This window comes from Kitasatospora sp. NPDC059646 (genome assembly GCF_042734615.1).
Taxonomy (GTDB): Bacteria; Actinomycetota; Actinomycetes; order Streptomycetales; family Streptomycetaceae; genus Kitasatospora.
Genome location: NZ_JBHWDS010000007.1, coordinates 44909 through 69116 on the forward strand (window position 1 = coordinate 44909; position 24208 = coordinate 69116).

Annotated in this window: 23 protein-coding genes and 1 tRNA gene; 15 read left to right on the forward strand and 9 right to left on the reverse strand. The window is 69.1% G+C overall.

Annotation, left to right across the window (positions count from 1 at the left end; translation table 11 throughout):
- Positions 1-56: 56 nt before the first annotated feature.
- The 3 genes from ACFV1L_RS06695 to ACFV1L_RS06705 all read left to right on the forward strand — a co-directional run bounded on the left by ACFV1L_RS06695 (position 57) and on the right by ACFV1L_RS06705 (position 2612).
- Complete coding sequence (locus tag ACFV1L_RS06695; protein WP_380363522.1) at positions 57-1655, forward strand: alpha/beta hydrolase; 1599 nt, start codon at positions 57-59, stop codon at positions 1653-1655.
- Between the two features lie 127 nt (positions 1656-1782).
- Positions 1783-2430, forward strand: a complete 648-nt coding sequence (leuE, locus tag ACFV1L_RS06700; RefSeq protein WP_380363524.1) for a leucine efflux protein LeuE — start codon at positions 1783-1785, stop codon at positions 2428-2430.
- Positions 2431-2538: 108 nt separating this feature from the next.
- A tRNA-Thr gene (locus ACFV1L_RS06705) sits at positions 2539-2612 on the forward strand.
- A gap of 130 nt (positions 2613-2742) precedes the next feature.
- On the opposite strand, the gene ACFV1L_RS06710 is transcribed toward ACFV1L_RS06705, so the two are convergent.
- Positions 2743-4338, reverse strand: coding sequence for a tyrosine-type recombinase/integrase (locus tag ACFV1L_RS06710; RefSeq protein WP_380363526.1), 1596 nt, complete (start codon positions 4336-4338; stop codon positions 2743-2745).
- The gene (locus tag ACFV1L_RS06715; RefSeq protein ID WP_380363528.1) at positions 4335-5003 is read right to left on the reverse strand and encodes a helix-turn-helix domain-containing protein; all 669 of its coding nucleotides are present in this window, start codon (positions 5001-5003) and stop codon (positions 4335-4337) included. The genes ACFV1L_RS06710 and ACFV1L_RS06715 overlap by 4 nt, the downstream gene beginning before the upstream one ends.
- A 125-nt stretch (positions 5004-5128) precedes the next feature.
- On the opposite strand from ACFV1L_RS06715, the gene ACFV1L_RS06720 reads away from it, so the two are divergent.
- The 5 genes from ACFV1L_RS06720 to ACFV1L_RS06740 all read left to right on the forward strand — a co-directional run bounded on the left by ACFV1L_RS06720 (position 5129) and on the right by ACFV1L_RS06740 (position 10999).
- Positions 5129-5356: a hypothetical protein gene (locus ACFV1L_RS06720; RefSeq protein WP_380363736.1), complete on the forward strand. Its 228-nt coding sequence runs from the start codon at positions 5129-5131 to the stop codon at positions 5354-5356.
- Positions 5357-5659: 303 nt separating this feature from the next.
- Positions 5660-7012 carry a DUF3631 domain-containing protein gene (locus tag ACFV1L_RS06725; protein ID WP_380363530.1) on the forward strand — a complete coding sequence of 451 codons (1353 nt, stop codon included), beginning with the start codon at positions 5660-5662 and terminating at the stop codon, positions 7010-7012.
- Positions 7013-7488: 476 nt separating this feature from the next.
- Positions 7489-8304 (forward strand): DUF2637 domain-containing protein, encoded by an 816-nt coding sequence (locus ACFV1L_RS06730; protein WP_380363532.1) that lies wholly within the window; start codon positions 7489-7491, stop codon positions 8302-8304.
- 227 nt (positions 8305-8531) lie between these two features.
- Positions 8532-9266, forward strand: coding sequence for a MobC family plasmid mobilization relaxosome protein (locus ACFV1L_RS06735; RefSeq protein WP_380363534.1), 735 nt, complete (start codon positions 8532-8534; stop codon positions 9264-9266).
- Between the two features lie 8 nt (positions 9267-9274).
- Positions 9275-10999 (forward strand): relaxase/mobilization nuclease domain-containing protein, encoded by a 1725-nt coding sequence (locus ACFV1L_RS06740; RefSeq protein ID WP_380363536.1) that lies wholly within the window; start codon positions 9275-9277, stop codon positions 10997-10999.
- A gap of 70 nt (positions 11000-11069) precedes the next feature.
- Here the strand turns inward: ACFV1L_RS06740 and ACFV1L_RS06745 are convergent, their stop codons facing one another.
- From ACFV1L_RS06745 to ACFV1L_RS06760, 4 genes are all read right to left on the reverse strand, one after another.
- On the reverse strand, positions 11070-11480 hold the full coding sequence (locus ACFV1L_RS06745; RefSeq protein ID WP_380363537.1) for an NUDIX hydrolase: 411 nt from the start codon (positions 11478-11480) through the stop codon (positions 11070-11072).
- Positions 11481-11483: 3 nt separating this feature from the next.
- Positions 11484-12035 (reverse strand): flavoprotein, encoded by a 552-nt coding sequence (locus ACFV1L_RS06750; protein ID WP_380363538.1) that lies wholly within the window; start codon positions 12033-12035, stop codon positions 11484-11486.
- Positions 12032-13306 (reverse strand): helix-turn-helix domain-containing protein, encoded by a 1275-nt coding sequence (locus ACFV1L_RS06755; RefSeq protein WP_380363737.1) that lies wholly within the window; start codon positions 13304-13306, stop codon positions 12032-12034. Before ACFV1L_RS06755 ends, ACFV1L_RS06750 begins: the two co-directional genes overlap by 4 nt.
- A 372-nt stretch (positions 13307-13678) precedes the next feature.
- Positions 13679-13825 (reverse strand): hypothetical protein, encoded by a 147-nt coding sequence (locus ACFV1L_RS06760; protein ID WP_380363540.1) that lies wholly within the window; start codon positions 13823-13825, stop codon positions 13679-13681.
- A gap of 17 nt (positions 13826-13842) precedes the next feature.
- On the opposite strand from ACFV1L_RS06760, the gene ACFV1L_RS06765 reads away from it, so the two are divergent.
- The 5 genes from ACFV1L_RS06765 to ACFV1L_RS06785 are packed head-to-tail and all read left to right on the forward strand — an operon-like array spanning position 13843 to position 18319.
- The gene (locus tag ACFV1L_RS06765) at positions 13843-14556 is read left to right on the forward strand and encodes an ATP-binding protein (protein WP_380363541.1); all 714 of its coding nucleotides are present in this window, start codon (positions 13843-13845) and stop codon (positions 14554-14556) included.
- On the forward strand, positions 14553-15455 hold the full coding sequence (locus ACFV1L_RS06770; RefSeq protein WP_380363542.1) for a phosphotransferase: 903 nt from the start codon (positions 14553-14555) through the stop codon (positions 15453-15455). Before ACFV1L_RS06765 ends, ACFV1L_RS06770 begins: the two co-directional genes overlap by 4 nt.
- Before the next feature lie 34 nt (positions 15456-15489).
- A complete protein-coding gene (locus tag ACFV1L_RS06775; RefSeq protein ID WP_380363543.1) occupies positions 15490-16485 on the forward strand; it encodes a nucleotidyltransferase domain-containing protein in 996 nt (331 codons plus the stop codon).
- Between the two features lie 10 nt (positions 16486-16495).
- Positions 16496-17173 (forward strand): histidine phosphatase family protein, encoded by a 678-nt coding sequence (locus ACFV1L_RS06780; RefSeq protein ID WP_380363544.1) that lies wholly within the window; start codon positions 16496-16498, stop codon positions 17171-17173.
- A 9-nt stretch (positions 17174-17182) separates the two neighbouring features.
- Complete coding sequence (locus tag ACFV1L_RS06785; protein WP_380314303.1) at positions 17183-18319, forward strand: hypothetical protein; 1137 nt, start codon at positions 17183-17185, stop codon at positions 18317-18319.
- A 29-nt stretch (positions 18320-18348) separates the two neighbouring features.
- Here ACFV1L_RS06785 and ACFV1L_RS06790 read toward each other — a convergent pair whose 3' ends face one another.
- The gene (locus ACFV1L_RS06790) at positions 18349-19005 is read right to left on the reverse strand and encodes an Eco29kI family restriction endonuclease (protein ID WP_380314304.1); all 657 of its coding nucleotides are present in this window, start codon (positions 19003-19005) and stop codon (positions 18349-18351) included.
- Positions 19006-19096: 91 nt separating this feature from the next.
- Entirely contained in the window at positions 19097-19933 is an 837-nt protein-coding gene (locus ACFV1L_RS06795) for an Eco29kI family restriction endonuclease (RefSeq protein WP_380314305.1), read from the reverse strand.
- A gap of 117 nt (positions 19934-20050) precedes the next feature.
- Between ACFV1L_RS06795 and ACFV1L_RS06800 the strand changes: the two genes are divergently transcribed.
- A complete protein-coding gene (locus ACFV1L_RS06800; protein WP_380314306.1) occupies positions 20051-21403 on the forward strand; it encodes a DNA cytosine methyltransferase in 1353 nt (450 codons plus the stop codon).
- Positions 21404-21407: 4 nt separating this feature from the next.
- Positions 21408-22208, forward strand: coding sequence for a very short patch repair endonuclease (locus tag ACFV1L_RS06805; RefSeq protein ID WP_380314307.1), 801 nt, complete (start codon positions 21408-21410; stop codon positions 22206-22208).
- Positions 22209-22442: 234 nt separating this feature from the next.
- Here ACFV1L_RS06805 and ACFV1L_RS06810 read toward each other — a convergent pair whose 3' ends face one another.
- A complete protein-coding gene (locus tag ACFV1L_RS06810) occupies positions 22443-24197 on the reverse strand; it encodes a hypothetical protein (RefSeq protein WP_380314308.1) in 1755 nt (584 codons plus the stop codon).
- Positions 24198-24208: the final 11 nt, after the last annotated feature.

A 24208-nucleotide genomic window follows, 5' to 3' on the forward strand; every position in this document is an offset into this window, starting at 1 on the left:
CGACGTCCGGGAGGGCCGGTCCGTCGGCCCGCTTCCAGGGGAGAGGAACCACGTTCATGAGCTTCGCCCGGCCCCGCCGGCTCCTGCCCGCCGCCGCGCTGGCCGCCGCCGCGTCCCTGCTGCTGGCGGGCTGCACCTCGGGCGGTCCGGCGCCCGCGGCGAGCGGCACGCCCGGCGGCCAGGCGGCCGGCCAGGCCCCGGCGCCGGCCGGCGGCGTCACCCCGCTGGAGCCCCTGCCCACCGACCTGCCGGCCGGGCTCGCCCCCTACTACGCCCAGCAGCTCAGCTGGAAGCCGTGCGGCGTGGACTACGAGTGCACCGCCTTCAAGGTGCCGCTGGACTACGCCCGGCCCGGGGACGGCCACGACATCGAGCTGTCCGCGGTCCGCAAGCCCGCGACCGACAACGCGCACCGGCTGGGTTCGCTGCTGCTCAACCCGGGCGGCCCCGGCGGCTCGGCGGTCGACTACGTGCAGAGCGTCGCGTCCCGCTACGACGCCAACGTGCGGGCCGGCTACGACCTGGTCGGCTTCGACCCGCGCGGCGTCGGCAAGTCCGCGCCGATCACCTGCCTGCCCGGCGACCGGATGGACGCCTACACCGCCACCGACATCACCCCCGACGACCAGTCCGAGATCGACGCCCTGGTGGCCGTCGACAAGGAGTTCGCGGCGGGCTGCTCGGCCCGGGCCGGCGAGCTGCTCGGCCACGTCTCCACCGTCGAGGCGGCCCGGGACATGGACGTGCTGCGGGCCCTGGTCGGCGACCAGAAGCTCAACTACGTCGGCAAGTCGTACGGCACCTTCCTCGGCGCCACCTATGCCGGACTCTTCCCGAGCAAGGTCGGGAAGATGGTGCTGGACGGCGCGATGGACCCCTCACTGGACTCCGTCACCGGCAACCTGACCCAGGCCGGCGGCTTCGAGACGGCGTGGACGGCGTTCGCCAAGGACTGTGTCAAGCGCGCGGACTGCCCGGTCGGCCGCACCGAGCAGGAGGCCGGCGACCAGCTCGCCGCACTGTTCAGGAAGATCGACGCGCAGCCGCTGCCCACCGGCGCCGACCGCCCGCTCACCGAGGCCCAGGCGCTCACCGGCGTCGCCGAGGCGATGTACGCCGAGGCGCTGTGGCCGACCCTGCGCACGGCCCTCGCGACCGCCCAGGCGGGCAACGGCACCGGGCTGCTGCAGCTCGCCGACGAGTACTACAGCCGCTCCGAGGACGGCAGCTACGACAACCTGATGTACGCCAACATGGCCGTCAACTGCGTCGACCTGCCCGCCTCGTTCGCCGACCCGGCGGCGGTCGCCGCGGCCGTCCCGGCGTTCGAGAAGGCCGCGCCGCACTTCGGCCGCGACATGGCCTGGATGGCGCTCGGCTGCGCGTACTGGCCGGTCAAGGCCACCGGTGCCCCGCACACCGTTCGCGCGGCCGGCTCCGCGCCGATCGTCGTGGTCGGGACCACCCGCGACCCCGCCACCCCCTACGCCTGGGCCAAGTCCCTGGCCGGGCAGCTGGAGGCCGGGCGGCTGCTCACCTACGAGGGCGACGGGCACACCGCGTACGGGCGGCACAACGCCTGCGTCGACGACGCGGTGAACCGCTACCTGCTCGGCGGGGCGGCGCCCGAGAACGGGAAGGTCTGCAAGGACTGACCTCGCCCGCTGTCCGGATGGCGGACGGGGCTGTCAGGAGTGTTTGTGCGTGAAGGGGCTGGCGCTAGCATGGCGCAGCCCCTTCGGCGTTCCCGCCTCCCGGACCCCGGACCCCTTGGAGACCGCTGTGCTCGGAGTCCACGACCTGACCACGTACGTCCTCGGCGCGCTGGTCATCGTCCTGCTGCCCGGCCCCAACTCCCTCTACGTGCTCTCCGTCGCCGCCCGCAAAGGCGTCCGCACCGGCTACCGCGCCGCCTGCGGCGTCTTCCTCGGCGACCTCACCCTGATCAGCCTCACCTCGCTCGGCGCGGCCTCCCTGCTGCGGGCCAACCCCGCCGTCTTCGCCGTCGTCAAGTTCGGCGGCGCGGCCTACCTGCTCTGGATCGGCCTCGGCATGCTGCGGGCCGCCCGGCAGATGTGGCGCGAGCGGGCGGCCGCCGTCGCCGCCGACCCCGCCGACGTCGAGGACACCGAGCGGCCGTTCCGACGCGCGCTGGTCATCAGCCTGCTCAACCCCAAGGCGATCCTCTTCCTGCTCTCCTTCTTCACCCAGTTCGTCGACACCTCCTACGGCGCCCCCGCCCTCTCCTTCGCCCTCCTCGGCGGCGTCCTGCAGACCTTCTCCTTCCTCTACCTCTCCCTCCTGATCTTCGCCGGCACCTCCCTCGCCAACGCCTTCCGCCGTCGCAAGCGCCTCTCGGCCGGCCTCACCTCCTCCGTCGCCGTCCTCTTCGCCGGCTTCGCCGCGAAACTCGCCGTCTCCTCCGCCTGACCCGCCCGCCCCGCCACCGCGTACGGACCACCCCCGGAAACTGTGTAGACTGACCCGCGTTGCCAATGCGATCCTGGTCCCACCAGCCCGGTTGCACCCGGCAGCGGTGCCGCCTTAGCTCAGTTGGCCAGAGCAACGCACTCGTAATGCGTAGGTCGCGGGTTCGAATCCCGCAGGCGGCTCAGAGAAGGCCCAGGTCATATAGCCCATGACCTGGGCCTTTTGCCGTTCCTTGACCTATGGGCAGGCGTCGGCGACGCGCCACAAGATCGCTTGCGTGAGCGATGCGTGAGCGCCGATGTTGATCTTGGGCTAGGCCTTGGCCTTCTTGGCCTTCGACTTCGCCTTCTTCGCGGCCTTCCGCTTGGCCTTCTCCGCTTCGGCCGCGGCCTTGGCGCGAGTCTCGGCCTCGGTCTTCCGCTGGAGGGGAACGAGCCTCGCGGCGGCCTCGGCCGCGCCCTTGGCGATCTCGGGCAGGACGCTGGTGTAGGTGTCCGACGTGATCTTGATGGAGGAGTGGCCGAGCATCTCGGACACCACCTTCATGTCGACCCCGCCGGCGAGGGCGAGCGTGGCCGCGCCGTGGCGGAGGTCGTGCAGGCGGATCGGCGGCAGTCCGGATGCGGCGATCAGTCGCGCGAACATCTCGGTGACCTTGCCAGGGTGGAGCCAAGACCCGTCCTCGTTGGTGAAGACCCGGCCGGTGTTCTTCCAGGCAGGCCCCCAGTCGTTTCGCTCCTTCCGCTGCCGCTCGCGGTGGCGCCGCAGGACGGCCACCGTGTCGTCGTCCAGCGCCACGGTCCGGAAGCTCCCGTCGGTCTTGGGGTCGGACTCCTCGACCTCCCAGCCGTCCTGCACGAGCTGGGTCGTCACGGTCAGCGAGCTGTCGTCGAGGTTGGTCTCGGACCACAGCTGCCCGCACGCCTCGCCTCGGCGAAGACCGCGGAAGGCGATCACGTGCCACATCGCGTACAGGCGGTCGTCAGCGACGAAATCGAGGAACGCGCCAGTCTGTTGCGGCGTCCAGACCATCACGGGGGAGGGCTTCACGCCGGTCTCCCGCCACTGCGCGACCCGCTCGGGTGTCCACACCAGGCCCTTCGGCTTGGTCGCCGGGTCGAGCTTGACGTGGGCGGCCGGGTTGAGGGTGATCAGGCCCTCGGGGATCGCGGCGTTCAGGGCGGTCCGGAGCGTGGCCCGGATGCGCTGGCGGGTGGCCGCGCCGGTCGTCCGCCGGAACGGCGGCATCTCGGCAAGTTCGGCGCGCAGAGCCTTGCGGCGGGCGCGGTTCTCCACGCCCTTGATCGGCACCGTGGCGAGCTCGGCCTTCAGCGCGTGCCGCAGGGCGTTGTTCTCCAGGATCTCCTCATTGGCGTCGGCGATGGCCGTGAACATCTCGGCGAGCGTGCTCACCCGCAGCCGGTCGACGCGGATGTGCCCGATGCGGGGCTTGAGGTGGACCCGCACGTCACACTCATAGCGAGTGATCCCGGACTTGCGGATCTTCTTGCCGGCCAGCCAGGTATCGAGCCACTCGCCCACGGTGACGCGGCTGGACAGATCCTGACCGGCCTTCAGGCGGTTGCGGGTCTCCTCGATATCGGGCAGCTGGGCCTTCTCGTCGGCGACCTTCACCAGGAGCTCGGCGACCAGGGCCAGGTCGTCGGGATCCTCCTTGCCGAGGGCGAGCAGGCCACGGACGTGGTCGAGGTCAGCCTGCGCCTCCTTGAGAGTCTCGTAGCCGGCGCGGTTGAACGAACGGCGGGTGCCGTCCTCGGAGTTGGGCAGCTCCTGGCGTATGGAGTAGGAGCCGTGCTTACGGCTGCCGGCCTTCGGGCACGCCTTGCCGAGCGGCTTTCCGGTCTCGGCGTCGCGGCAGTAGCAGCGGTGGTAGGTGGAACCCTTCATTCGTCCTCCAGATCGGTATCGGTGTTCAGTGGGGGAAGCTCGGCGTCGAGAAAGTCGAGACTCGGTGCGAGGTGCGGGACTTCCAGGCCGATCTCGCGCAGGTGTGCCCTGATGGGTTGAAGCCGCTCGCGGACGGCTGCGACGAAAGCGTCGAGTTTGTCCTGCGAGCCGGGAGGCCATTCCTCCCGGAACAATTTGAATTCCAGCTGGAACGCGTCGTGATGTTCCTCCTGGAGCTCTTGCCAGATCCGTTCGTGCTTCCGGTAGAGGCGGAGCCGGTACATCCCGAGCGAGTGGCGGGCCTCTCCTGTGAAGTGGGTGAGCGCCGACCAGCGGTCGCTGGGCATCTCTGGCAGGTAGTCGACCCAGCCGCCGAGGGCTGGGGAGAAGAGCAGCTCGACCGGTGCGATGTCCAGGGCCTCGGCCACGACGATCAGCTCGGGAATCGTGATCGTCTTGCGCCTGCCGGACTCCCAGTTGGCGATGACGTTCCGGGGGACTTCGTAGCCCAAGTCCCCTGTTTCGTCGGCCACATCCTGCGCGGACAGTCCAAGGTCTTGCCTCCTTCGGGTGATTGCTCGGATGACATCCTTGGTGATCCGTTCGGGCCAGTCGGGCGCGTCTTCGTCGTCGGTGGACCAGTGTTCCTCGCGGCGTTGTGTCATATCGACACAGTACCCACTGGAAAGCTCTTCTCCGTTGCGGCACTCCGCCGCAGCCCCCCGTCCGGGGGAAGCTCGGATTTGGAGTTCATGTGCGAACTGGTGACATATCGGCGACGGCGCAGGGGATGGGTCGGGCCGAACTTCTCAGGCTGCCGGCGGCCATCGACCTCGACACCGCCAACCGGGCCATCGGCCTCGGGCGGAGCAAGGGCTACGAGCTGGCCCGCCTCGGTGCCTACCCCTGCCGGGTTCTGCGACTGGGCAAGAAGTACCGCGTGATCACAGCGGACCTTCTGCGCCTGCTCGGCATCGACGCGGCGTTCGGCGAAGGTTCGGCGGCTGATGCAGCTTGACGTGGTGAGAGCCCGATCCAAAAGCCTGTCTGCCGTGGGCGTACTTGCCCGATTGGAGTGGATCTTCCAGCGGCATGACCGTACGTTCGTGCTCCCTCGGCGGCCTCGGCCGCCGAGGGAGCACCGCCAAGGTGCAAGCAGTCCCTGTGAGTTGAGAGGGCCAGGATCCCCGGCCCGACCGCCCCAGGACGCACGAAGGCCCCCGGTGCTGCGAACACCGAGGGCCAGGCGAAGTCCTTACCCGCGACCTTCATCGGCGGCGCGCGACGGATCAGGTCCCGCGCCCCAGTCTGGAGCTTCAGCATGGAGTCTACGTCCCACCAGCCCGATCCGGCAGCTTCCACCGTGAGTTGGCCGCCGGTCGCCAAGGCCGGCAAGCCCGGCACCTACCTGCCCGCCCAGCAGGCCCTCGTGTCCACAGCCTGTGGACACGACGCCGAGGCGGCGCCTGCCGAGCCCGCCGTCCCGGACAGGACCGACCTGATGCCCGACACCGAGGCGACAGAGGGCGCCGACCTGCTCGCGCAGCTGAAGGCCCGGATCGCGAAGTTCGTGATCCTGCCCTCCGAGGAAGCCCTGGATGCCGCCACGCTGTGGGTCGCGGCGACCCACCTGCAGCGCTCGTGGCAGCACGCCCCGCGCCTGGCCGTGGTCGGCCCGGCGAAGCGGTGCGGCAAGTCCCGCCTGCTGGACGTGCTCACCGAGACCGTCCATCAGGCGCTCCTGACGGTGAACTCGTCTCCGGCCGCTGTATTCCGCTCGATCACCGAGGAGCCGCCCACCCTGCTGGTGGACGAGGCGGACACGATCTTCGGCAGCCCGAAGATGGCGGAGAAGAACGAGGAGATGCGCGGCCTGCTGAACGCCGGGCACCAGCGCGACCGGTACGTGCTGCGGGTGGTCGGCAACGACCACACCCCGCGCAAGTTCCCCACCTTCGCCATGGCGGCTATCGCCGGGATCGGCGATCTCCCGGACACGATCATGGACCGGTCGATCGTGATCCGGATGCGGCGGCGTGCCGAGGGCGAGACGGTCTCGCCGTACCGGTCTGAGCGCGACAAGCCCGGGTTCCACGAGATCCGGGACCGGATCGCCCGCTGGACGGCACCGCTCGCCGACCGGGCCCTGTGCCTGGAGCCCGCTATGCCGGTCGAGGACCGCGCGGCCGACACCTGGGAACCCTTGGTGATCGTCGCCGACCTCGCCGGCGGACCATGGCCCCGTCTGGCACGGCAGGCGTGCAGGCGCATGGTCGACGCCGAGGTCCAGGCGGAGGAGGACAACCCGGGCGGCGCGCGGATCCTCGCGGACATCCGCCGGATCTTCCACGCCGCCAGCGAGCCGGAGCCGGACAGCATGACCACCGGCCAGCTGCTGTTCGCGCTCAACGGCAACGACGAGGCGCCGTGGGCGGAGTCGGCCCGGGGCGGGCTGACTCCGCGCGCACTCGGCGCGATGCTCCGCGAGTTCGGCATCACCTCCGGCAACGTGCGCCTCGGCGACGGAACCCAGCGCAAGGGCTACACGCGCCACAAGTTCCTCGACGCCTGGCGCCGCTACTGCCCCACCGTCCACCCCACCAGCCCCGCCCTCACGGCCACGGCCACGGCCACGGACGAGAGCGCCGGCACGGGCGCGGGCGGCAGAGGCTGACCACCATCCCCGAACTGCCGTCCCTGCCGTCCCTGCCGTAACAGCGCAGGTCACAGCACCTGCTATCGGGACGCAACGGCCGCCCAAGACGGAAACGCCCCCACCCCGGGACGGCAGCACCCCGCCTGCAAGACGGCGCGCGGGACGGCAACCGTCCCACGCCGCCACCGGCCCGCCGCCGCCCGAACCACGGCGCGAGCGGCGGGCCCGCCCCGGGACGGGAACCACAACCGTCTTGTGCCGTCCCAGCCGTCCCTGCCGTAAAACCGCAGGTCAAAGGCCCTTCCGCTGGGACGGATACGAGACCCAAGACGGATACGCGCCGTGTCCCGAACCTGAACAGCGCCGCGCCCACGGTGCTACCGGCCAGCCGCGCCCGCCCCAGCCCAGAGCCCGTCCGACAGCGCCAAGACGGCAAGACGGCAAAGACGGCAATCCCGCAAACCACCACCCGATCCGCGAGGACCACCTTCCGCATGACCGCCACCAACCCCATACGCCCCCGCCTGGACGCCGTCCTCGTACAGGCCGCCATCGCAGGCGCCCTGTCCTTCGCCCACCTCCACGACATCGCCGAAGCCGCCGGACAGCATGGCTGGAAAGCCTGGGCCTACCCCGTCTCGGTCGACCTGCTGCTCGTCGCCGCCTGGCACCGCATGCGAACCCTGCGCACCACCGGACACCCGGCCGGCACCGCCTGGACCTGGTTCGCCATCGCCCTGACCGCCTCCCTCGGCGCCAACGTCGCCACCGCCGGACTCCTCGACCTCGCCCACGTCCCCGCCTGGCTGCGGATCCTCGTCGCCGGATGGCCCGCCCTCGCCTTCTTCGGCGGCACCCTCCTCGCCCACAACACCACCACGACCAAGGCCCCCGCCGAACCCAAACCCGCCAAGGACGAACTCCCGCTCCCCGAAAACCCCGAGCCTTCCCCGGCAGCCCAGCCCGTACCAAACGCGGAGCAGGACGGCCCGTCCAGCCCCGCGCCGGTGGCTGAGCGCAGGGACGACGTCCCGGCCTCCGACGAAGAACCGGTCGCGCCTCGCAAGCGCACCGGACGCCCACCGGCGAAGACCATGGACCAGCTCGTGGAGATGATGCGGCCGGTCGTCGCCGAGCACGGTGTTAGCGTTGCAGTGGTCGAGAAGGCCCTCAGCGACGCCGGCATTCCGATCAGCAGCAAGCGGCGGACGGAGCTGATGACGCTCCTGCGGGATGAGCAGGCCGACCCTCAGCCCGACCACGCCGCCCGCGAGCTCGAGCAGGCGCGTGAGCACCCGGTGCCGGCCTGACACCCCTCCATGGGTGGCCGCCCGCCAACGACCCGTACGGCGCCTGGCGGGCGGCCCCTTCACCGCCAAGTGGTCTGGCGGATGTCCACCTCGTGGTCAGCGAGATCCGCCAAAGCACCGGATCACCCTTCCGCCGAACCGGTCGCCGCCCGATCCGGTCCGTGCGCCGCGTTCGCATCCCGCTCGCACCACAGCACCTCGACGACCCCGCGACAGGAGATCAGCCCGTGACCGACACCCAGTACCCCCGCGGCGCCGCCAGCGAGAGCGCGAAGGAGAGGAAGAAGTCCCATACCGTGAAGAGTCTTTGGCAGTGGGCGTTCGGCAACCGAGCTCCTGGCGGAGCCAGTAGTACCGCGTGTCCGACTCGTGGCCGGACTCGCGGGATCTCCGCCCCAGGGGTGGCGGAGACGGCCCAGCGCGAGGGCGCGCCGGGCCAGGAGGTCGGGGCCGAGGGCGGCCTCGTCCCGGACAAGCTCCTTGCCGTCCAGCAACAGATCCTCGCCGACGTGCGCCCGACCGAGACCGACAACGAGTCCTCCGACCACAGCACCGCCGATGATGCCGCGCCGAAGAACCGCCGCTACACCGGCGCCAAGCGCGAAGAGCGCGTCGGCCCTCTGCGGTTCGAACCCGAGGAAGAGCCTCGGCTGCGTGCTGCTGCCACCGCCAACGGCTACCGCGGCCTGTCCGGGTTCGCCGCCGACGTCGTCCTGGCCTTCATAGCCGGCCGGTTCTTCATCGACCTGCCCCTGGCGGAAGAACGCCGACTCATCCACGAGTTCCGCACCCGCGTCCTGCGCCAGATCAGCGGTATCGCAAGCAACGTCAATCAGATCGCCCGAGCCCTCAACGGCGGATACGAGCCCCCGGTCGACATCCGCCGCACCCTCGACGAGCTGCACGGCCTGCTCGCTGAGATCGCCGAGGCCCTTCGCCAGCCCGCCAGCCAGGAAGGCTGAACACCGCCGTGATCGCACCCATCAAGAACCCCGGCTCCAACACCCGCGGCCTGCTCGCCTACCTCTACGGACCCGGCCGCCACGACGAGCACCGCGACCCGCACATCGTCGCCGGTTTCGCCATGCTCGCCATGCCCGACCCCGGCCGCGACGAGAACGCCACCCTCACCCAGCTCGCCCGCTACCTCGACGAGCCCGTCCGCCTGCGCAACAGCGAGCCCGGCACGAAGCTCACCGATCACGTCTGGCACTGCCCCGTGCGCGCCGCACCCGAGGACCGCTACCTTTCCGACGCCGAGTGGTCCGAGATCGCCGAGCGCATCGTCCGGGCCGCCGGCATCGCTCCCAAGGACGACGACCTGGCGTGTCGGTGGATCGCTGTGCGCCACGCGGACGACCACATCCACATCCTCGCCACCACCGTCCGCGAGGACGGCCGCCGCCCCAAGCTCCACAACAGCGGCCAGCGCGTCGGCGCCGAGTGCCGCGAGGTCGAGAAGGACTACGGCCTGCGCCAGCTCGGCACCGGCGACCGGACCGCCGAACGCCGACCCACCCAGGCCGAGATGCACAAGGCCAAGCGCCTCGGCTGGGACCAGACCAGCCGCGAGTGGCTCCAGGACCGCATCCGCGCCGCCATCCCCCACGCGAGCAACGCCGAGGAACTTCTCGCCTACCTCCAGGCCGATGGCGTCGAGGTCAAGATCCGCCGCTTCCCGTCCGGCGACCTTCAGGGCTACTCCGTCGCACGCCCTGGCGACCTGAAGGCCAACGGGCAGCCGAACTACATCCCCGGCGGGAAGATCGCCCCCGACCTGTCCCTTCCCAAGCTCCAGGCGCTCCTCGCGGCCGGCAAGCCGGAGGAGCACCCCACCGCCCGCCGCAACAAGCCCGCTACCCGCTGGCAGCACGCCACCAACGCCCTCGACACCTTCACCACCGACCACGACACCACCGGCGACAGCGGTGACGCGCGTGCGCAGGCGCACATCACCGCCCTCGGAGAACTGATCGAGGCCACCGCCCAGACCGCGCCCCAGGACCTGCGCGCCGAACTCCGAGCTGCAGCAAAGACCTTCGCCCGCGCCCAGCGCTCCCAGATCCGCGCCGACCACACGGCGGCAGCCGGTCTGCGACAGGCGGCCCGCGACCTCGTGCACGCCGGCAGTGGCAAGGACGGCAGCACCCTCGCCGTCCTCGTCGCTGCCCTCGTCTGGGGCGCGATCCTCTCCCAGCGCTGGCACACCGCCAAGGGCCACGCCCAGCAGGCCGAAGCCGCGCGCCGAACCGTCCAGCACCTCCAGGCCGCCTATGACCAGGCCGCCGCCGACCAGCTTGCCTTCCTCGCCCAACGCCAGCCCAAGGAGCAGACCCGCAACACCCTCGCCAGCGACGTCCGCGCCGCCATTCCCGACCACGCGACGCGGATCCTCGACGACCCCAACTGGCCCGCCCTCGCCACCGTGCTCGCCGACGCCGAGGCCGGCGGCTACATACCGCACCAGCTCCTCACCGAGGCCGCCGCCCGCCGCGAACTCGGCAGCGCCCGCTCGCCTGCCAAGGTCCTCATCGCCCGCATTCAGCACACCAGCTACAACCCCGCACCCAATCGCACCGTCGAGGCGGCACTCCTGCGCTCGTCCGCCGCCCCGACTGTCCGCCACCACATCACCAACTCGCCACCCACCAGGACTGCTCCGCAGCGTCCCGGCACCCAGCCCCGACACCGTTGACTACAAGCGACCGAAATTCGGCTGCCGCTGCGGGTGGCCACCAGTTGGTGGTCGCCCGCAGCGTGTTCACTCAGTCCTTGAGCGCGGTATCCAGGTATGCCTGCACTGGCTCGAAGATCCCGTACGGCACGTATTCAGGGATCTCTGCAAGCGCCACCCACGCCAGTGCGTCCAGCTCTCGTGGGTCACCGACAGCAGCGGTGCCGCTGACGATCTCGCAGACCGTGTACGACATCCACCGGCCAGTCGCTGGGTGGACGCGTTCGCCGAGGATCTTGATGGCGGCCACGTTCAGCCCCGTCTCCTCCGCGGTCTCGCGGACAGCCGCTTCCTCGGGAGACTCGCCGGGCTCGATCTTGCCTGCCGGGAACTGCCACGAGAGCTGGCCCTCGCTGACCCGGCGCCGGACCATCAGCACCCGACCCTCTCGGATCACGATCGCGGCAGCGATACCTGCCCGGCCGTCTGAAGCCGGGAGCATCGGCTACTCCCTCTCCGTCGCTGAGGCTGCCACGGGGCGGAGCAGGTCGAGGACGTGAGTCCAGTTGTACTTGTCGCGGCCCCCGCCGGCCTTGGGCTTGTGGGGGACGTAGTCGCCGATCAGGACGCCCATCGACCGGAGCCGGGCCAGGCTCTCCCCGTACGCGGGGTGCGCGGCCTGGGCGGAGTTGACGTAGGGCTGGACGGCGACGGGGATGCCGAGGCCGTACGCCTCGCAGAGGATGCCGAGGGCGAGGGTGTCGGAGATGCCGGCGGCCCACTTGTTGATGGTGTTGAAGGTGGCCGGGGTGACCGCGATGGCGTCGGCCGGGGGCAGCGGCTGGGGGATGCTCGGCGTGCGCCAGGCTGAGCGGATCGGGTAGCCAGTCTGGGCTTCGATGGCCTCCTGGTCTATGAATCCGAGTCCGTTCGGGGTCGCGATCACGCCGACTCCCCAGCCCTCGGCATGGGCTGCGGTGATCAGTTCGCCCACTCCGTCGGCGATGCCCGAAGCGCAGACGACGACGTAGAGGAACGGCTCGCGGTGCTCGGTCAAACCTGGACTCCCAACTCCTGGCAGAAACGGCGAAGCTCCGGGACGGCGCCGCGCCGGTCGCGAGCGGCCATGTCACCGGCCAGCTCGAGCACGCTGGGCCGTCGGCGGATGTCCTCCGAGGCACAGCTCTCCGCGATCCTGAGCGCTTTGTATCCCTCGGCCAGTCTGCCCTGCTGGCTGTAGGCCCGTGCAGCCTCCACCCACAGTGCCGCCCGGCGCTCGGGGACCGGGATGCGCCTGCGCATCAGCGGCTGGGCGGCTTCCAGCGCCGCTCCGGCGTCGCCCAGGACGACCGAGGCGCTCACCGAGTGGAGCGCGACGTTGGTCGGACTGAAGTTCGCCCAGGCTTCGGGGCTGTCGAGGTCGACGTAGCGCGCGACCTCCTGGGCCTCGGCGAGGAACTCGGCGGTTGTGGCGCGGTCGCCGCCGGCGCTTGCGGCCGTCACCCCGCGAAGGAGCATGAGCCCCAGTGCAGCGAGGTACTCGGGTGGGCGCCGGTCGTAGCTGCCGGAGAGCTGGTCGGCGGTGTGCCGGATGAGGGTGACGGCGGGCCCGGTGTGCCGGTCGCGCGCGAGGACGTGCGCCTGGACGCGGACGCTGGAGGCCATTACGACGGGGTCGGCGCTCCGTTCGGCCTCGGCCATGGCACGGCCGACCGCCAGCCAGGCGTTGCCGTGGTCCCCGAGCTTGAGCAGCAGGCTGACCGCAGTCTGGTACGCCGTCGCGAGGAGGCTGGACAGGACCTGATCGCCGCCGCGGGAGGCGTCCTGGGCCTGGCGAAGGTCGGAGATCAGCGACGGCAGCGCGCCTTCGAGTTCGGCGTACCGGCAGGTGTAGAAGAGCCTCCGGGCCTGGGAGAGCCGGGCCGCAAGTGCGGCCTGGGGTTGTGGCGCGTGCTCGGCTGGAACAGGTCCAGGCAGCAGCGCCTGGACCAGCTCTATCCCCACACGGGGACGGGGCGTCGGGGTCGCGAGCGCGGCGACGCTCGCGGCCAGGAAGTTGCGACGGTGCATGTCGTCCGTCCTGCTGTCCGCACTGGTATGGGAGGACAGGCCGAGGCTTCCCAGTGGGATGTCGAGCACGGCTGCGACTGCTCGCAGGACGCCGATGTCCTGCGTCCCCTTACCGCTCTCCAACCGGCTGATCTTCGACTGGTGGTAGCCCAGTTCGGTGGCCACGTCCGCCTGCGACCGGCCGCTCAACACTCGTGCGCGGCGGATCACCTCTCCGATCCCACCCGCAGCGGAGTGTCCTTTGGCCGTCCGCGACATGGCTTCTCCTGCCAATGCTGATCCTGCCCTGGCGAGCCGAGCGTAGCCGCACCAGGACAACCCGTCATGCATGATCTGCATGGATCATGCACGCGGAGCCGATGCCCTAACCGTGGTGCATCGAGATGGAGTTGTCTGGTCGTCAGCAGCTCGACCACCGTCGCAGCTTGCGGTTCCCCGCTCCCGCATGACCGAGGCCCATCTGCGGTCTCTCGCATGCGCGGCTCTACCCAGTGGCTAAGGAGAAGCGCCGATGACCCTCCGCTCGGACGCACAGAGAGGCGGTACCACGCACCAGCAGGACGCGCGGACGCGGTGGTCGTTCCTCTCGTTTTGGAGGACGGCCGGGCGTCGAACACAACCGTGAGCGCCTCAGATCGCGCCACTGAGCGTCGCGAGCGCCTCGCCACCGCCAGCACCCACGCCCGAGAGGTCCTCGACCGCCACCAGTTCGAGGACGGCCGATGCAGCGACGGCTGCGGCCCCTGGCCGTGCAACAGCGTTGTCGACGCGGTCCAAGCCTGCGATGGTGACCAGTGATCGCCTCCACTCACGCCCGACGTATCTCGTTCATCGGGATCAGGCGCGACCACGTCCCGCCGGCCCGGGACGCCGTCGTCCGAGTCGCCCGCTCGTGGGGGATCGACCCGACTTCGTTGGGCGACATCGCGCTGGTCGCCGACGAGCTGCTCGCCAACGCGGTCATTCACGCGCCAGGAAGACTGCTGGTCGGCATCTACCTCTCCCCGGACGGCGACCGGGTGGTGATCGAGGTCTACGACCCGTCGCGCCGGATGCCCACCGGGGCCGCGAACTTCGGCAACGACGAACTGACCACCGGTCGAGGCATGTTGCTGATCGAGGGCCTGTCAGAGACCTGGGGCGCGGAGCCGACAACCCATGGCAAGAAGGTCTGGGCCGAACTGGCGGTGCCCGCTGTCGCGGTACCCGAGCACCCTCGCTCAGCCCGCAGGGCGGCACTCATCGCCAGCCTCGTCCGCACCGGCCGTCCCAGGCCCCGTCCCCACACGCCCGCCTGGCCAAGCGCCCGCGCGTACAGGTGGTTCTCGCAGCACCGCTCGCCGCGTGCCCAACAACTCCGCCCGTACCGATACAGGCACACCGGCCGGGCGGTGACGGGGCCGGTCGCCCTCTCCCCCGAGGGCGGCCGGCCCAACCCCAGGTGGCCTGCCCGACACAGCCGTACCTGCTCCACGCCAATTTGGCGCTACGGAAGGATGGATGGATGAGCGACTGGGAGTTCGTGAAGGACAGAACCGCCACCCAAGGCGCGGTGTGGAGGTCGGCCGATGGCCTGCTCTACAAGCGGACCGGTGGCGAGGACCTGCGGGCGGAGACCGAGTTCCAGCAGCTGGCCGTCGGCCTCGGCTACCCGGTGCCGGAGATCGTCGACAGCGGCTCGGAGGACGGGCGCTACTTCGTCGTCGAGCGCGCCATCGGCGACACCTCGCTGCACGAGGAGGCGCTGGCCGACGCCAGGCGGGACGGTCAGGTCAGCTACCAGGTCATTAGTACGGCGGCTGCCGTCGCGTCGAAGCTCCTGCAGGCCCAGGCGAGGCACCCCCTCCCCGCCACGCCGTGGTTCGAGAAGGCGGCCTTTGCGGCCGAGGTCTTCGAGGAGAATCCGGACTTCGACATCCCACGCGTCCACGAGGCGGTCAAGCACGCCCTCGACCGGCTGGCCCGGCTCCCGATGGTGCACGGGCACCTGGACTACGGCCTGCCCAACGTCCTCCAGGCCGGGGTCATCGACTGGCAGCACCACGGGCCGGTCCCGCTCGGCTACGACGTCTACCCCGCGCTCGACATCGTGGCCTTCAAGGGCGGCGGCAAGGGCTACAGCATTACCCCGGAACAGCGCGCCGCCTACACCTCCGCCCTCGACGAGACCACCGCGTCCCTGATCGGGCAGCGGGTGAGCGAGCATCTGGGCGACTTCCTGCTCGTCAAGTGCTTCTTCTTCCTCGCCCTCATGCGGCCCACCGACCCCACGCGGCACGACAAGCACATCAAGTGGCAGTACCGCCGCGCCCTCTTCACGATGGGACTTGATCAGTATGAGTCGTCCGACACGATCGACACCGGCACCTTCCCCACTCTGGAACGGTTCACCGCTGAACACCGGTAGGCCGGTTCCCACCGTTCGCGACCGCGACTACCTGATGGACCACCACGGCGTCGTCTTCAAGGTCATCGGCGACAGCCACCCCGGCAGCCACTACCTCGGCTACGTCAAGTACCACCCTGACGAGAAGGGCGACCGGAGGCTTTTCGACCGGACCTACCGGCAGAACAGCGTCGTGTCGAAGTCCTTCGGCATCCTTGCCGGCAGGCCGGAGTGCTACGTCTACTCCGACACCCTCGGCTGCGTCATCACCGGCATCCCGCGCGAGGACGTGGCCGTCCACTACTCCTGCCGCCAGGCCCTCGCCGCCATCCACGAGGAGCCTGGCGCGGTCGCCGACAACCCGGCAGGCAAGGACCTCCTGGCGATCACCGAGTGGATCACCGCGAACGGCGCCCAGGGCCTGATCGGCGTCACCGGCTCCTTCCTCGTTGGCTGCTTCAACGAGCGCTCCGACATCGACCTCGTCTGCTACGGACCCGAGGGCTACCAGGCCGCACAGGAGCTCTTCCAGCAGACCGAGCTGATCCGGCCGTACGACGGAGAGGACCTCACCCGGCTGTACATCCGCCGGGCCAAGTACATGGAGGGCAGCTCGTTCGACGCCCTCATCAAGCAGGAACGCCGCAAGCTCCAAGGACTCACCGCCAACGCCGGCGCGCACATCAACTGCGAACCCATCCGCTCCGACCGCGACAAGACCTTCGCCCGGATCTCCTCCAAGGAGATCGGCGAGATCTCCCTCCTCGCCAAGATCACCGACCACGCCGAGGGCCTCACCACCCCGGCCGTCTACGGGATCAAGGTCAAGACCATTCTCAGCTCGACCATCGACCAGGCCGACTCCTTCGCCCGCCGGATCACCCACATGCGCTCGTACCTTGGCGCTTACACCGGTGCCTTCCGGTCCGGCGACACCGTGCACCTGTCCGGCAAGCTCGTCCACACCCAGGACGGCGAACACAGCGGCTTCGGCATCGAACTCACCCCCTGGACCGTCAGCGGCTCCTACGTCGCCAATCTCGCCGGATAGGAGCCTCGTCTTGCCCCTGCTCGTCATCCGACACGCCGAGTCCGTCGAGAACGCCGACAAGTACAACGGCTTCTACCAGGACCCCCGCCCCTACAGCGGAGCCGCCGCCCATGCCATCTCCCGTACCATCGTCGGCCTGACCCCGCGCGGCTTCCGGCAGGCCCAGTGGCTCGCCGAGGTCCTCCCGCAGCTCGCGGGCTCCGAGCTGCTGCACGTCTACACCTCGACCTACCGCAGGGCGATCGACACCGCCGCGATCGCCCTGCCGGCCCTTCCCGATGGCTGGCCCCGGCAGACCGCGCTCCTGGACGAGCAGCACTACGGCGACGCCACCTACATGACCAAGCGCGAGCTCTACGACAGCTACCCCGCACTCGCCGAGGACCGCCGTCTGCGCAAGCACGTCTGGACCGCGCCGGGCGGCGGTGAGTCGCTCGCCGAGGGCGTGCTCAGCCGGGCCGCCGAGTTCGCCGCCCTCGCCCAGGCCGAACTCCAGGGAGCGCGCACCGTCGTCGCCTTCACCCACCAGACTGCCGCGGTGGCGCTGCGATCCCTGCTCGAAACCTGCACCTTGCCCGAGATCCTCGCCGAGGAGCGGAAGGGCAAGATGCCCAACGCCGCGATCCTCCACTACGAACTGCGAGACGGCCGGTTCACCCGGACGGGAACCACCACCCCGCCGATCTAGGAGGAGCCCGTGCGACACCTGTTCCTCAACGGGCCCGTCCAGAACGGCCCCTTCACCTTCGACACCCGCCCCGGCAAGGCCGTGGGCATCCGCCTCGCCGCCGCCCTCAACGCCATCCTGGGCTTACCGTCCGCACCACACCTGTGGAACACCGTCACCCTCGCCGGAGACCTCCGCCACCGCCAGGCCGAGGGCCCGAAGATCCCCCGCCAGCGGTTCGAGGCCGACCTGATAACCGACAAGTACCCGCCCGGACAGTTCCCGGTGGGCGGCATCATGACCGACACCGACGCGGAGGTCGCCAACCTCGCGCTGGAGATGATCGAGAACAACCTCCGCGCCGGCACCCTCACCATCAGCCGCGAGACCGTCCCCACTTGCCGGTCCTGCGGTCACATGACCGGCACCGGCAGCCACCACTGCAACGCCTGTGGCAGCACCGAAACCGAAGACTGCACGGGCCTCCACCTCGTCGCCGAACTCGCGAAGGACCGCCCCGTCCTCGACCGCTCGGACATCCACGCCAGCCACCGCCAGCAGCCCAAGCACCTCCAGCACACCGCCGGCAATGTAGCCGAGCGCCTGATCCTCTCCCGAACCCGCGACCACGGCATCGACCTCTCGCCCCTCGGCCTCAACCGTCTCGTCCTCGACCCGCGCGTCGGCATCCACGCCACCGTCCTCGCCGCAGCCCGAAGGCGCGAAGCGGACATTGCCGTCATGACCATCACCGAGAACGCCGCCAACCACATTGCCGCCCACGGCCAGTACTTCCGCGAACACGACGGCACCCGGCTCCAGTACGCCCTGCACGGCCACCTCCCGTACGACCACATGGCCAGCCTGCAGCCGCTGCACGACGCTTACCGAGCCACCCAGGTGATCAGGGATGACTTCGAAGCGTGGTTCCTCCCGGTCTTCTCACTGAGAGCCAAGACCGGAACTCGGCCGGACCAGTTGCGCGCGCTCTTCAAGCAGTACATGCGCGCATACCTGGCCAAGCCTGCCGCAGCCGACGAAGCCGTGCTCGAAGCGGTTCGGCAATCGGTCTCTGCTGGGGACACGGAATGGGTGACGAAAAAGCAGGCGCTGGCCAACGTGATGGCTGGCTGCAGGACAGCGCCAGCCGCTGCCGCCGGTACCTGACAAGCCGCTCCGACGTTTGCGCCTCGGGCTCAGGGAGTGCCGAGGTCGAGGAACATGTCGGCGGCTGGATGGGGCCATGCGAGTGAGTCGTAGCCGCTGACCTGCTGCTCGATATGCGCCTTTGCAATGGCGATCAGCGATTCGGGATCGTAGACCACCCCGCCGTGGGTGCGCCGACGACCGTCGTGCACGGTGTCCCACATGCTCTTCTTACTCTTGCGGGTGGTGGCTCCCTGCTCCTTGCTGCCGAAGCCCTTGAGCCTGCTGTTCCAGATCGGCTGGTAGCCGACGCGCAGACCATTTTCGCCCAGATCGGCGTGCACATCGGGGAGCAGGAGAGCCCGGAAGCGGAACTCGGCGATGGGCAGGCCACCCTCGATGATCGAAAGCCGGTGCTGCTTGAGGCGACTGTGAAGGGGGAACTTCTCCCGGACCTTCTCCCCGGTGGCACTGTTACTGGAGAGCGCCTGGCCCGCGTACACGGGGATCTGCAGGTGAGCGAGGGGCGAGTACAAGTCCACGCTCGTGCCCCGGTAATAGAGCGCGTACAGCCCGGAACCCTCGAATCGAGGGATCTCGTGGGTCATGGAGACCAGCGGCTGTCGTTCGAAGGTCTCGCAGATGGTGTTCGCGATCTGCTCGGTCGACAGGGGATCGAACGAGTTCGGCGTGTACTCGGGGGCCATGTCTTCTCTGCTCATTCAGAGCCAGGTCCAGCCTGGGCCGACGGGCGCGGCCAGGCTGGGATCGGGCTCATTGGCTGGTGGGCTTGCGAGATCAATCCTCGTCGAAGATGTCGTCCTGGCCCATCTCCTCGGGTGAGGCCTCGGGCTCAGCGTCGAGCACCGTCCCGGACCGGAAGTATCGCCACGCGCTCTTGTACTCGTTCGGCGAGTCCCCGTACATGATCACGTACCCCATGAGAGCCGCAACCTGCCATGCTTCCGGCAGCGCCTCGGAGAGCATGCGGAATGCGTCGTTGGCCGACAGCCCACCGTGCGGCACAGTCACGAACGAGGACTTCGAGCGCGGTGGCTCCGCGTATCGGAAGTTGTAGGGCAGCCCACCCTTGAGTGCCTTCAAGAAGGCGTGGAGAGAGGTATCACCCGGGACAAGCCCTTCGACTGGTCGATCCAGGTCGATCGGGAACACGACGTCGAAGTGGTTGTTCTTCAGAATCGTGCTGTCACGCTGGCGCCCCGGGTCCTTGTTGCCGAAACCGTTGTTGTTCCAGGGGATGTTGCCCATCTCCTTGTGGTGGCTGATGAGCAGCTGCTCCGGCGCGAGGGCGGAGAAGTCCTCCGCGACGTACAGGCAGGAGAAGGCGACGTCGGCGAGGTCGATGTTGCGGCGCCCCGAGAGCTTGCGCAAGTGGTTCCTCAGCCGCCCGGGCAGGGTCTTGTCGGCCTTACCGACGTAGACGAAGTCGCCATCGAGGTAGAGCTGGTACACGCCGGGCCGGTCGTCGAGTTGCGCGAGGTTCTCGTCGGCCAGGGGCGCGCGCCCCAAATGGGACAGCGCATCGGCCAGCTGATCACCAAGGGCCTTGGTGATGCTCAGCCGGAAGTCGTCGTGGTAGGTGCCCCGACCGTTCCGCCTGGCCGCCTGCGTCATGTCGCCCCGCTCATAGTCCGACGTTGATCAAGGCAACCCTATGTTCTTGCTCACTATCGGGGGACACGTTCGGGTGAAATCCTGCCAAGATCGCCATCTCCGCGGTATGGTTCTCGCATGGTTGACCAGCCACAAGACATGAAGAAGCCGCGCACTAGTGTTGAGCTGTTCGCGGGCGGGGGCGGCCTTGCCATGGCGGTCCACCAGGCGGGCTTCCGCCCGCTACTGTTCAACGAGTTCAACAACAGGGCCTGCGAGACCCTCGTGGCCAGCGCGCGGAAGACTCTTGGTGTCGACGGCCTGCTGCGTACCGAGGAGCGGAAGCCCATTCCTCCGAAGCCCGGCGAGGCGGCCCCGCTCTATCCGGGGGACGTCCGCGATCTCGACATGAGCGCGCTCGAGGGGAAGGTCGACGTCCTTGCCGGCGGGCCCCCGTGCCAACCGTTCAGCGCCGGCGGAGTCGCCAAGGGCGACGAGGACAAGCGCAACATGTTCCCCGCCATGTTCAAGGCTGTGCGGGAGATCCGGCCGAAGGCCGTCATCTGCGAGAACGTCCGGGGCCTGCTGCGGCCGTCGTTCGCGGAGTACTTCCAGTACATCCAGAACGAGCTCAGCCTCCCGTTCGAGAAGCGCGATGACGAGGTGAGGTGGCAGGACCACAACGCGCAGCTGACACGCATCCTCGGAGGACTCTCCGATGACGACGGCGACCCCGACCACTACAAGGTGGTGATGGTCCCAGTCAACGCCGCCGACTATGGCGTCCCGCAGATACGGAATCGTGTGGTCATCGTGGCCTTCCGGGCCGACCTGGGCGTCGACATCGAGGCCTTCACGAAGTACGTCAAGACGCAGCGGTTTTCGGAGCCCGCTCTGCAGCGCTCCATGCGTGACGAGGACGGCCCCTATTGGCAGCGCCACCCGGATGTGCCAGGTCACGTGCGTGACCGGGTTCGGGCCCGCCTGCCCAAGGTAATCAAGGAAGACGACTGTCAGCCATGGCGCACGCTCCGCGACGCCATCCAGGGCTACGGCACGGACGCAAGGCTTCCCGCGCTGCCGGCGGTGGACCTGAACCGACTGTACGAGAAGTTCGACTTCGGCAAGGAGATCGGCGTCGTCGATCACATCGGCTGGCCAGGTGCCCGGATCTACAAGGGCCACACGCCGAACGAGCTCGACCGGCCAGCCAAGACCGTCAAGGCCGGCGTTCACGGCGTTCCCGGAGGAGAGTCGGTAATGCTTACCGACAAGCTTGTCCGTGGTTCCTCGTCGTTCGACGGCGAGACCTACCAGCACCGCTACATGACCGTGCGGGAGACCGCCCGCGTCATGACGTTTCCCGACGAGTGGCTTGGCTCCGGCCCCCGTGGCGAGCAGATGCGGCAGCTGGGCAACGCGGTTCCGGTTGTGCTCGGCGAGTTCTTCGCCAACGCCGTCGCCGACGCCCTGACGGCAGCGGGGCACTGATCACATGCCGCAGATAGGGGACGGGGGGCACTGGAAAGAGCGGCTCCCCCCGGAGCGCGCGTACAAGCGACGCGCTGGCTCCATCGCGCCAGCGCTGGAGCAGGACCGCGCCGCTGGAGGCCGCAACCATCGCAGCGTCGCTCTCGGAGACGGGCGCTACGCGCGTGCCTCGATCACCCTTCGGCTGTACCGGCGTACGCGACGCATTCGCGCGTACCTGCGCTGGTCGCAGGACGGTGAAACCCAGGAGAGGTACGTCTGCGAGGTCGAGCGAGACTCCCGCAAGGAGAACTTGGCCGAGGCATGGCGACACGCACGGGAAAAGGGGTTGGTGACGGAGGAGCCGCTGCCGCCCGAGTCGACGGCCTCCTCGCAGGAGGTGCGCGCATCTATGCGAGCCAACCGAGGCAAGGACACCGGACCGGAACTGGCGCTGCGCAGCCTGCTCTACAATCGCGGCCTGCGTTACAGGGTCAACGCCAGGCCGCTGGCTGAAATTCGACGCAGCGCGGACCTGGTGTTCCCGCGCGACAAGGTCGCGGTCTTCGTAGACGGGTGCTTCTGGCATGGCTGCCCCGAGCACTACCGGCCGGCGACCAGGAACGCGGACTTCTGGCGAGAGAAGATCGAGGGCAATCGGGCCCGGGACGCCGAGACCACGGAGAAGCTGAGTGCGGCTGGCTGGACGGTCATCCGAGTCTGGGAGCACGAGGACCCAGCCGCGGCAGCGGAACGGGTCGACCAATGGCTCCGACAGCTGCGGAGCTCGGTGCCTTCCGGGAAGCCAACAGTGGTTGGCGGTTGAAGTGCCGTCACCGGTTCCGAGCTCCCGCCGGCAATGGCGCTCGGCCTGGTTGTCCGAAGACGGGGTCTGTCAGCGGCAGCGCGACATCGCGGCGCACTGCGGCATCGACCTGGCTCATCTGCACCAGACCATGATCGTAAATCCGGACTACGTGGGCTGAAGCCGCCTCGCCGATTGGGATCGCGTCGTCGCAGACGGCGGCTCGTTGGCTGCCGCCGCCTGCAACTCATCAGATCAGTTCACTCTGCGGGCTGCGGTAGCCAAGAAGCCGGTCGGACCGAAGAGGGAAGTCCGGTTCAGGTAGCGGTTGAAGTAGTCGCAGGCGGGTTCCCCGAGATGCAGGCACGCATAACAGGCGCCGCCGTTGCGCTCACACGCGGGATCCATGGCGCACCTCGATTCCGCACCAGCGATGGTTGCCAGGAGGAGGTGGAGGTCATTCTCGAAGACGGCCTGCAGCCCGCCCAGCACGAAGTCCCCGCGGCTGGCAGCGAAGACGAAGAATCCGTTGTGCCTCGGGACGAGGTACTCGCCGAGACCTTCACGGTCAACGCCGGCGAAGACAGCGAGTTGACGGATGGCGCGGTGGGCGTAGGAGTGGATGAGCGTCAGCAGGTCCCGGCCCACGGGTGCGGCGTCCACTGGGTCGCTGAACCGCGAAGGCGGGGCCACCTGAGCGGCAAGGACACTCCGAGCAGTGCGCGCGTCCTGGGCGGCCGGCAGGGAGTGGCCCCGCTGGCTCAGGGCGGCGTGGACCAGCAGGGGGTCGAGGCGGAAGAAGAGTGCTTCCGTTGCGCGCAGGTCAGCGTAGACGCGACGGCCACTTCTACCTGTGAACAGGCTCAAGCGAGACGCCCCTGGCTCGCCGCTTCCTCGGGTGTAGCCGTAGACGGCTTTGAGGACGGGGAAGTCGGTGAACAGATCGACCCCGGCCAGTCCAGCCCGGCGCAGTGCGGCGGGGTACTCCACCTCGTAGCGGTGGAGCGCATCAGCGGGCGTCGTAGGCGTGACGAGGTCGCCGATGCGTCGACGCGAATCCTTCTCGGTGGCAGCGAGCGCGACATCGACAGCCTCACGCTCGGCCGCTTCGATCTGCGAGGCAGGCGCACTTGCCAGCGCTCCAAGGTCCTCTTCGACGCCAAGTTCTCCTGCCTGACTGGCCACAGTCGCCATTTGCTCGGCCACTGCCCGCGTCAGGCCTGACGCCACCAGCTGGTCGACCAGGGAGGTCTGGGTCTGGCGGCCTGCCCCAGGCTCTGCGTCCTCGAACCCGCCCAGCGCCCAGGTTAGTGCTCGTCGCGGACCACCGGACTCGGTGACGCGGCGCATCGCGGCACGGCTGGCAGGGTTTACCTGAGTGAAGGTCTGAGGGGTATAGACACTGGCTGAGCGGTGCACGTTGTAGCGGATGAATTCGGCGGCCTTCCCTTCCGAGTAGCGCCGCCCGCACGGACACTTGCGGAACCCGAAGCCCTTCTGGAGCTCCCGGTGGCATACCGGGCAGTCGAAGCGAACGCGTGCGGCATCCATGCTGGACTGGTGCGGCATGCGCACCTGGTGATGCTCGCGGCATCTTGGAATGACAGGCTGCTCAAGTAGCCCGCAGTCGTGGAACCCGACGAAGTGCAATTGCTCCCAGCGGTTGTTGCCGCATGGGCAGCTCTTGGGGTTGCCAGTCTCCACCCGGCGACAGACCCGGCAAACCCAGACGAGCGGGAAACGCTCCACGCGCACGCCGCGTTCGGGGTTGACTGCCACCACCTCGATCGGCCCCCCGGAGCGCAGGAAGCTTACGGCGCTAGGGTCCATGCCATGCTCAACCCAACCCTGCAGTTCAGCGATGAGGCGTCCCCGGATGATCGCGTCGTCGACATCAACGACGCGCGGATCCTTCCACTCGGTGGTGCGCCAGATTCCGCCCTTGAGATCGGCGGTCTGCTGGGGCAGGAAGCCGTACAGGATCTGTGAGCCGCTGCGCTGGTCCTTCATGTGTGCTTCTC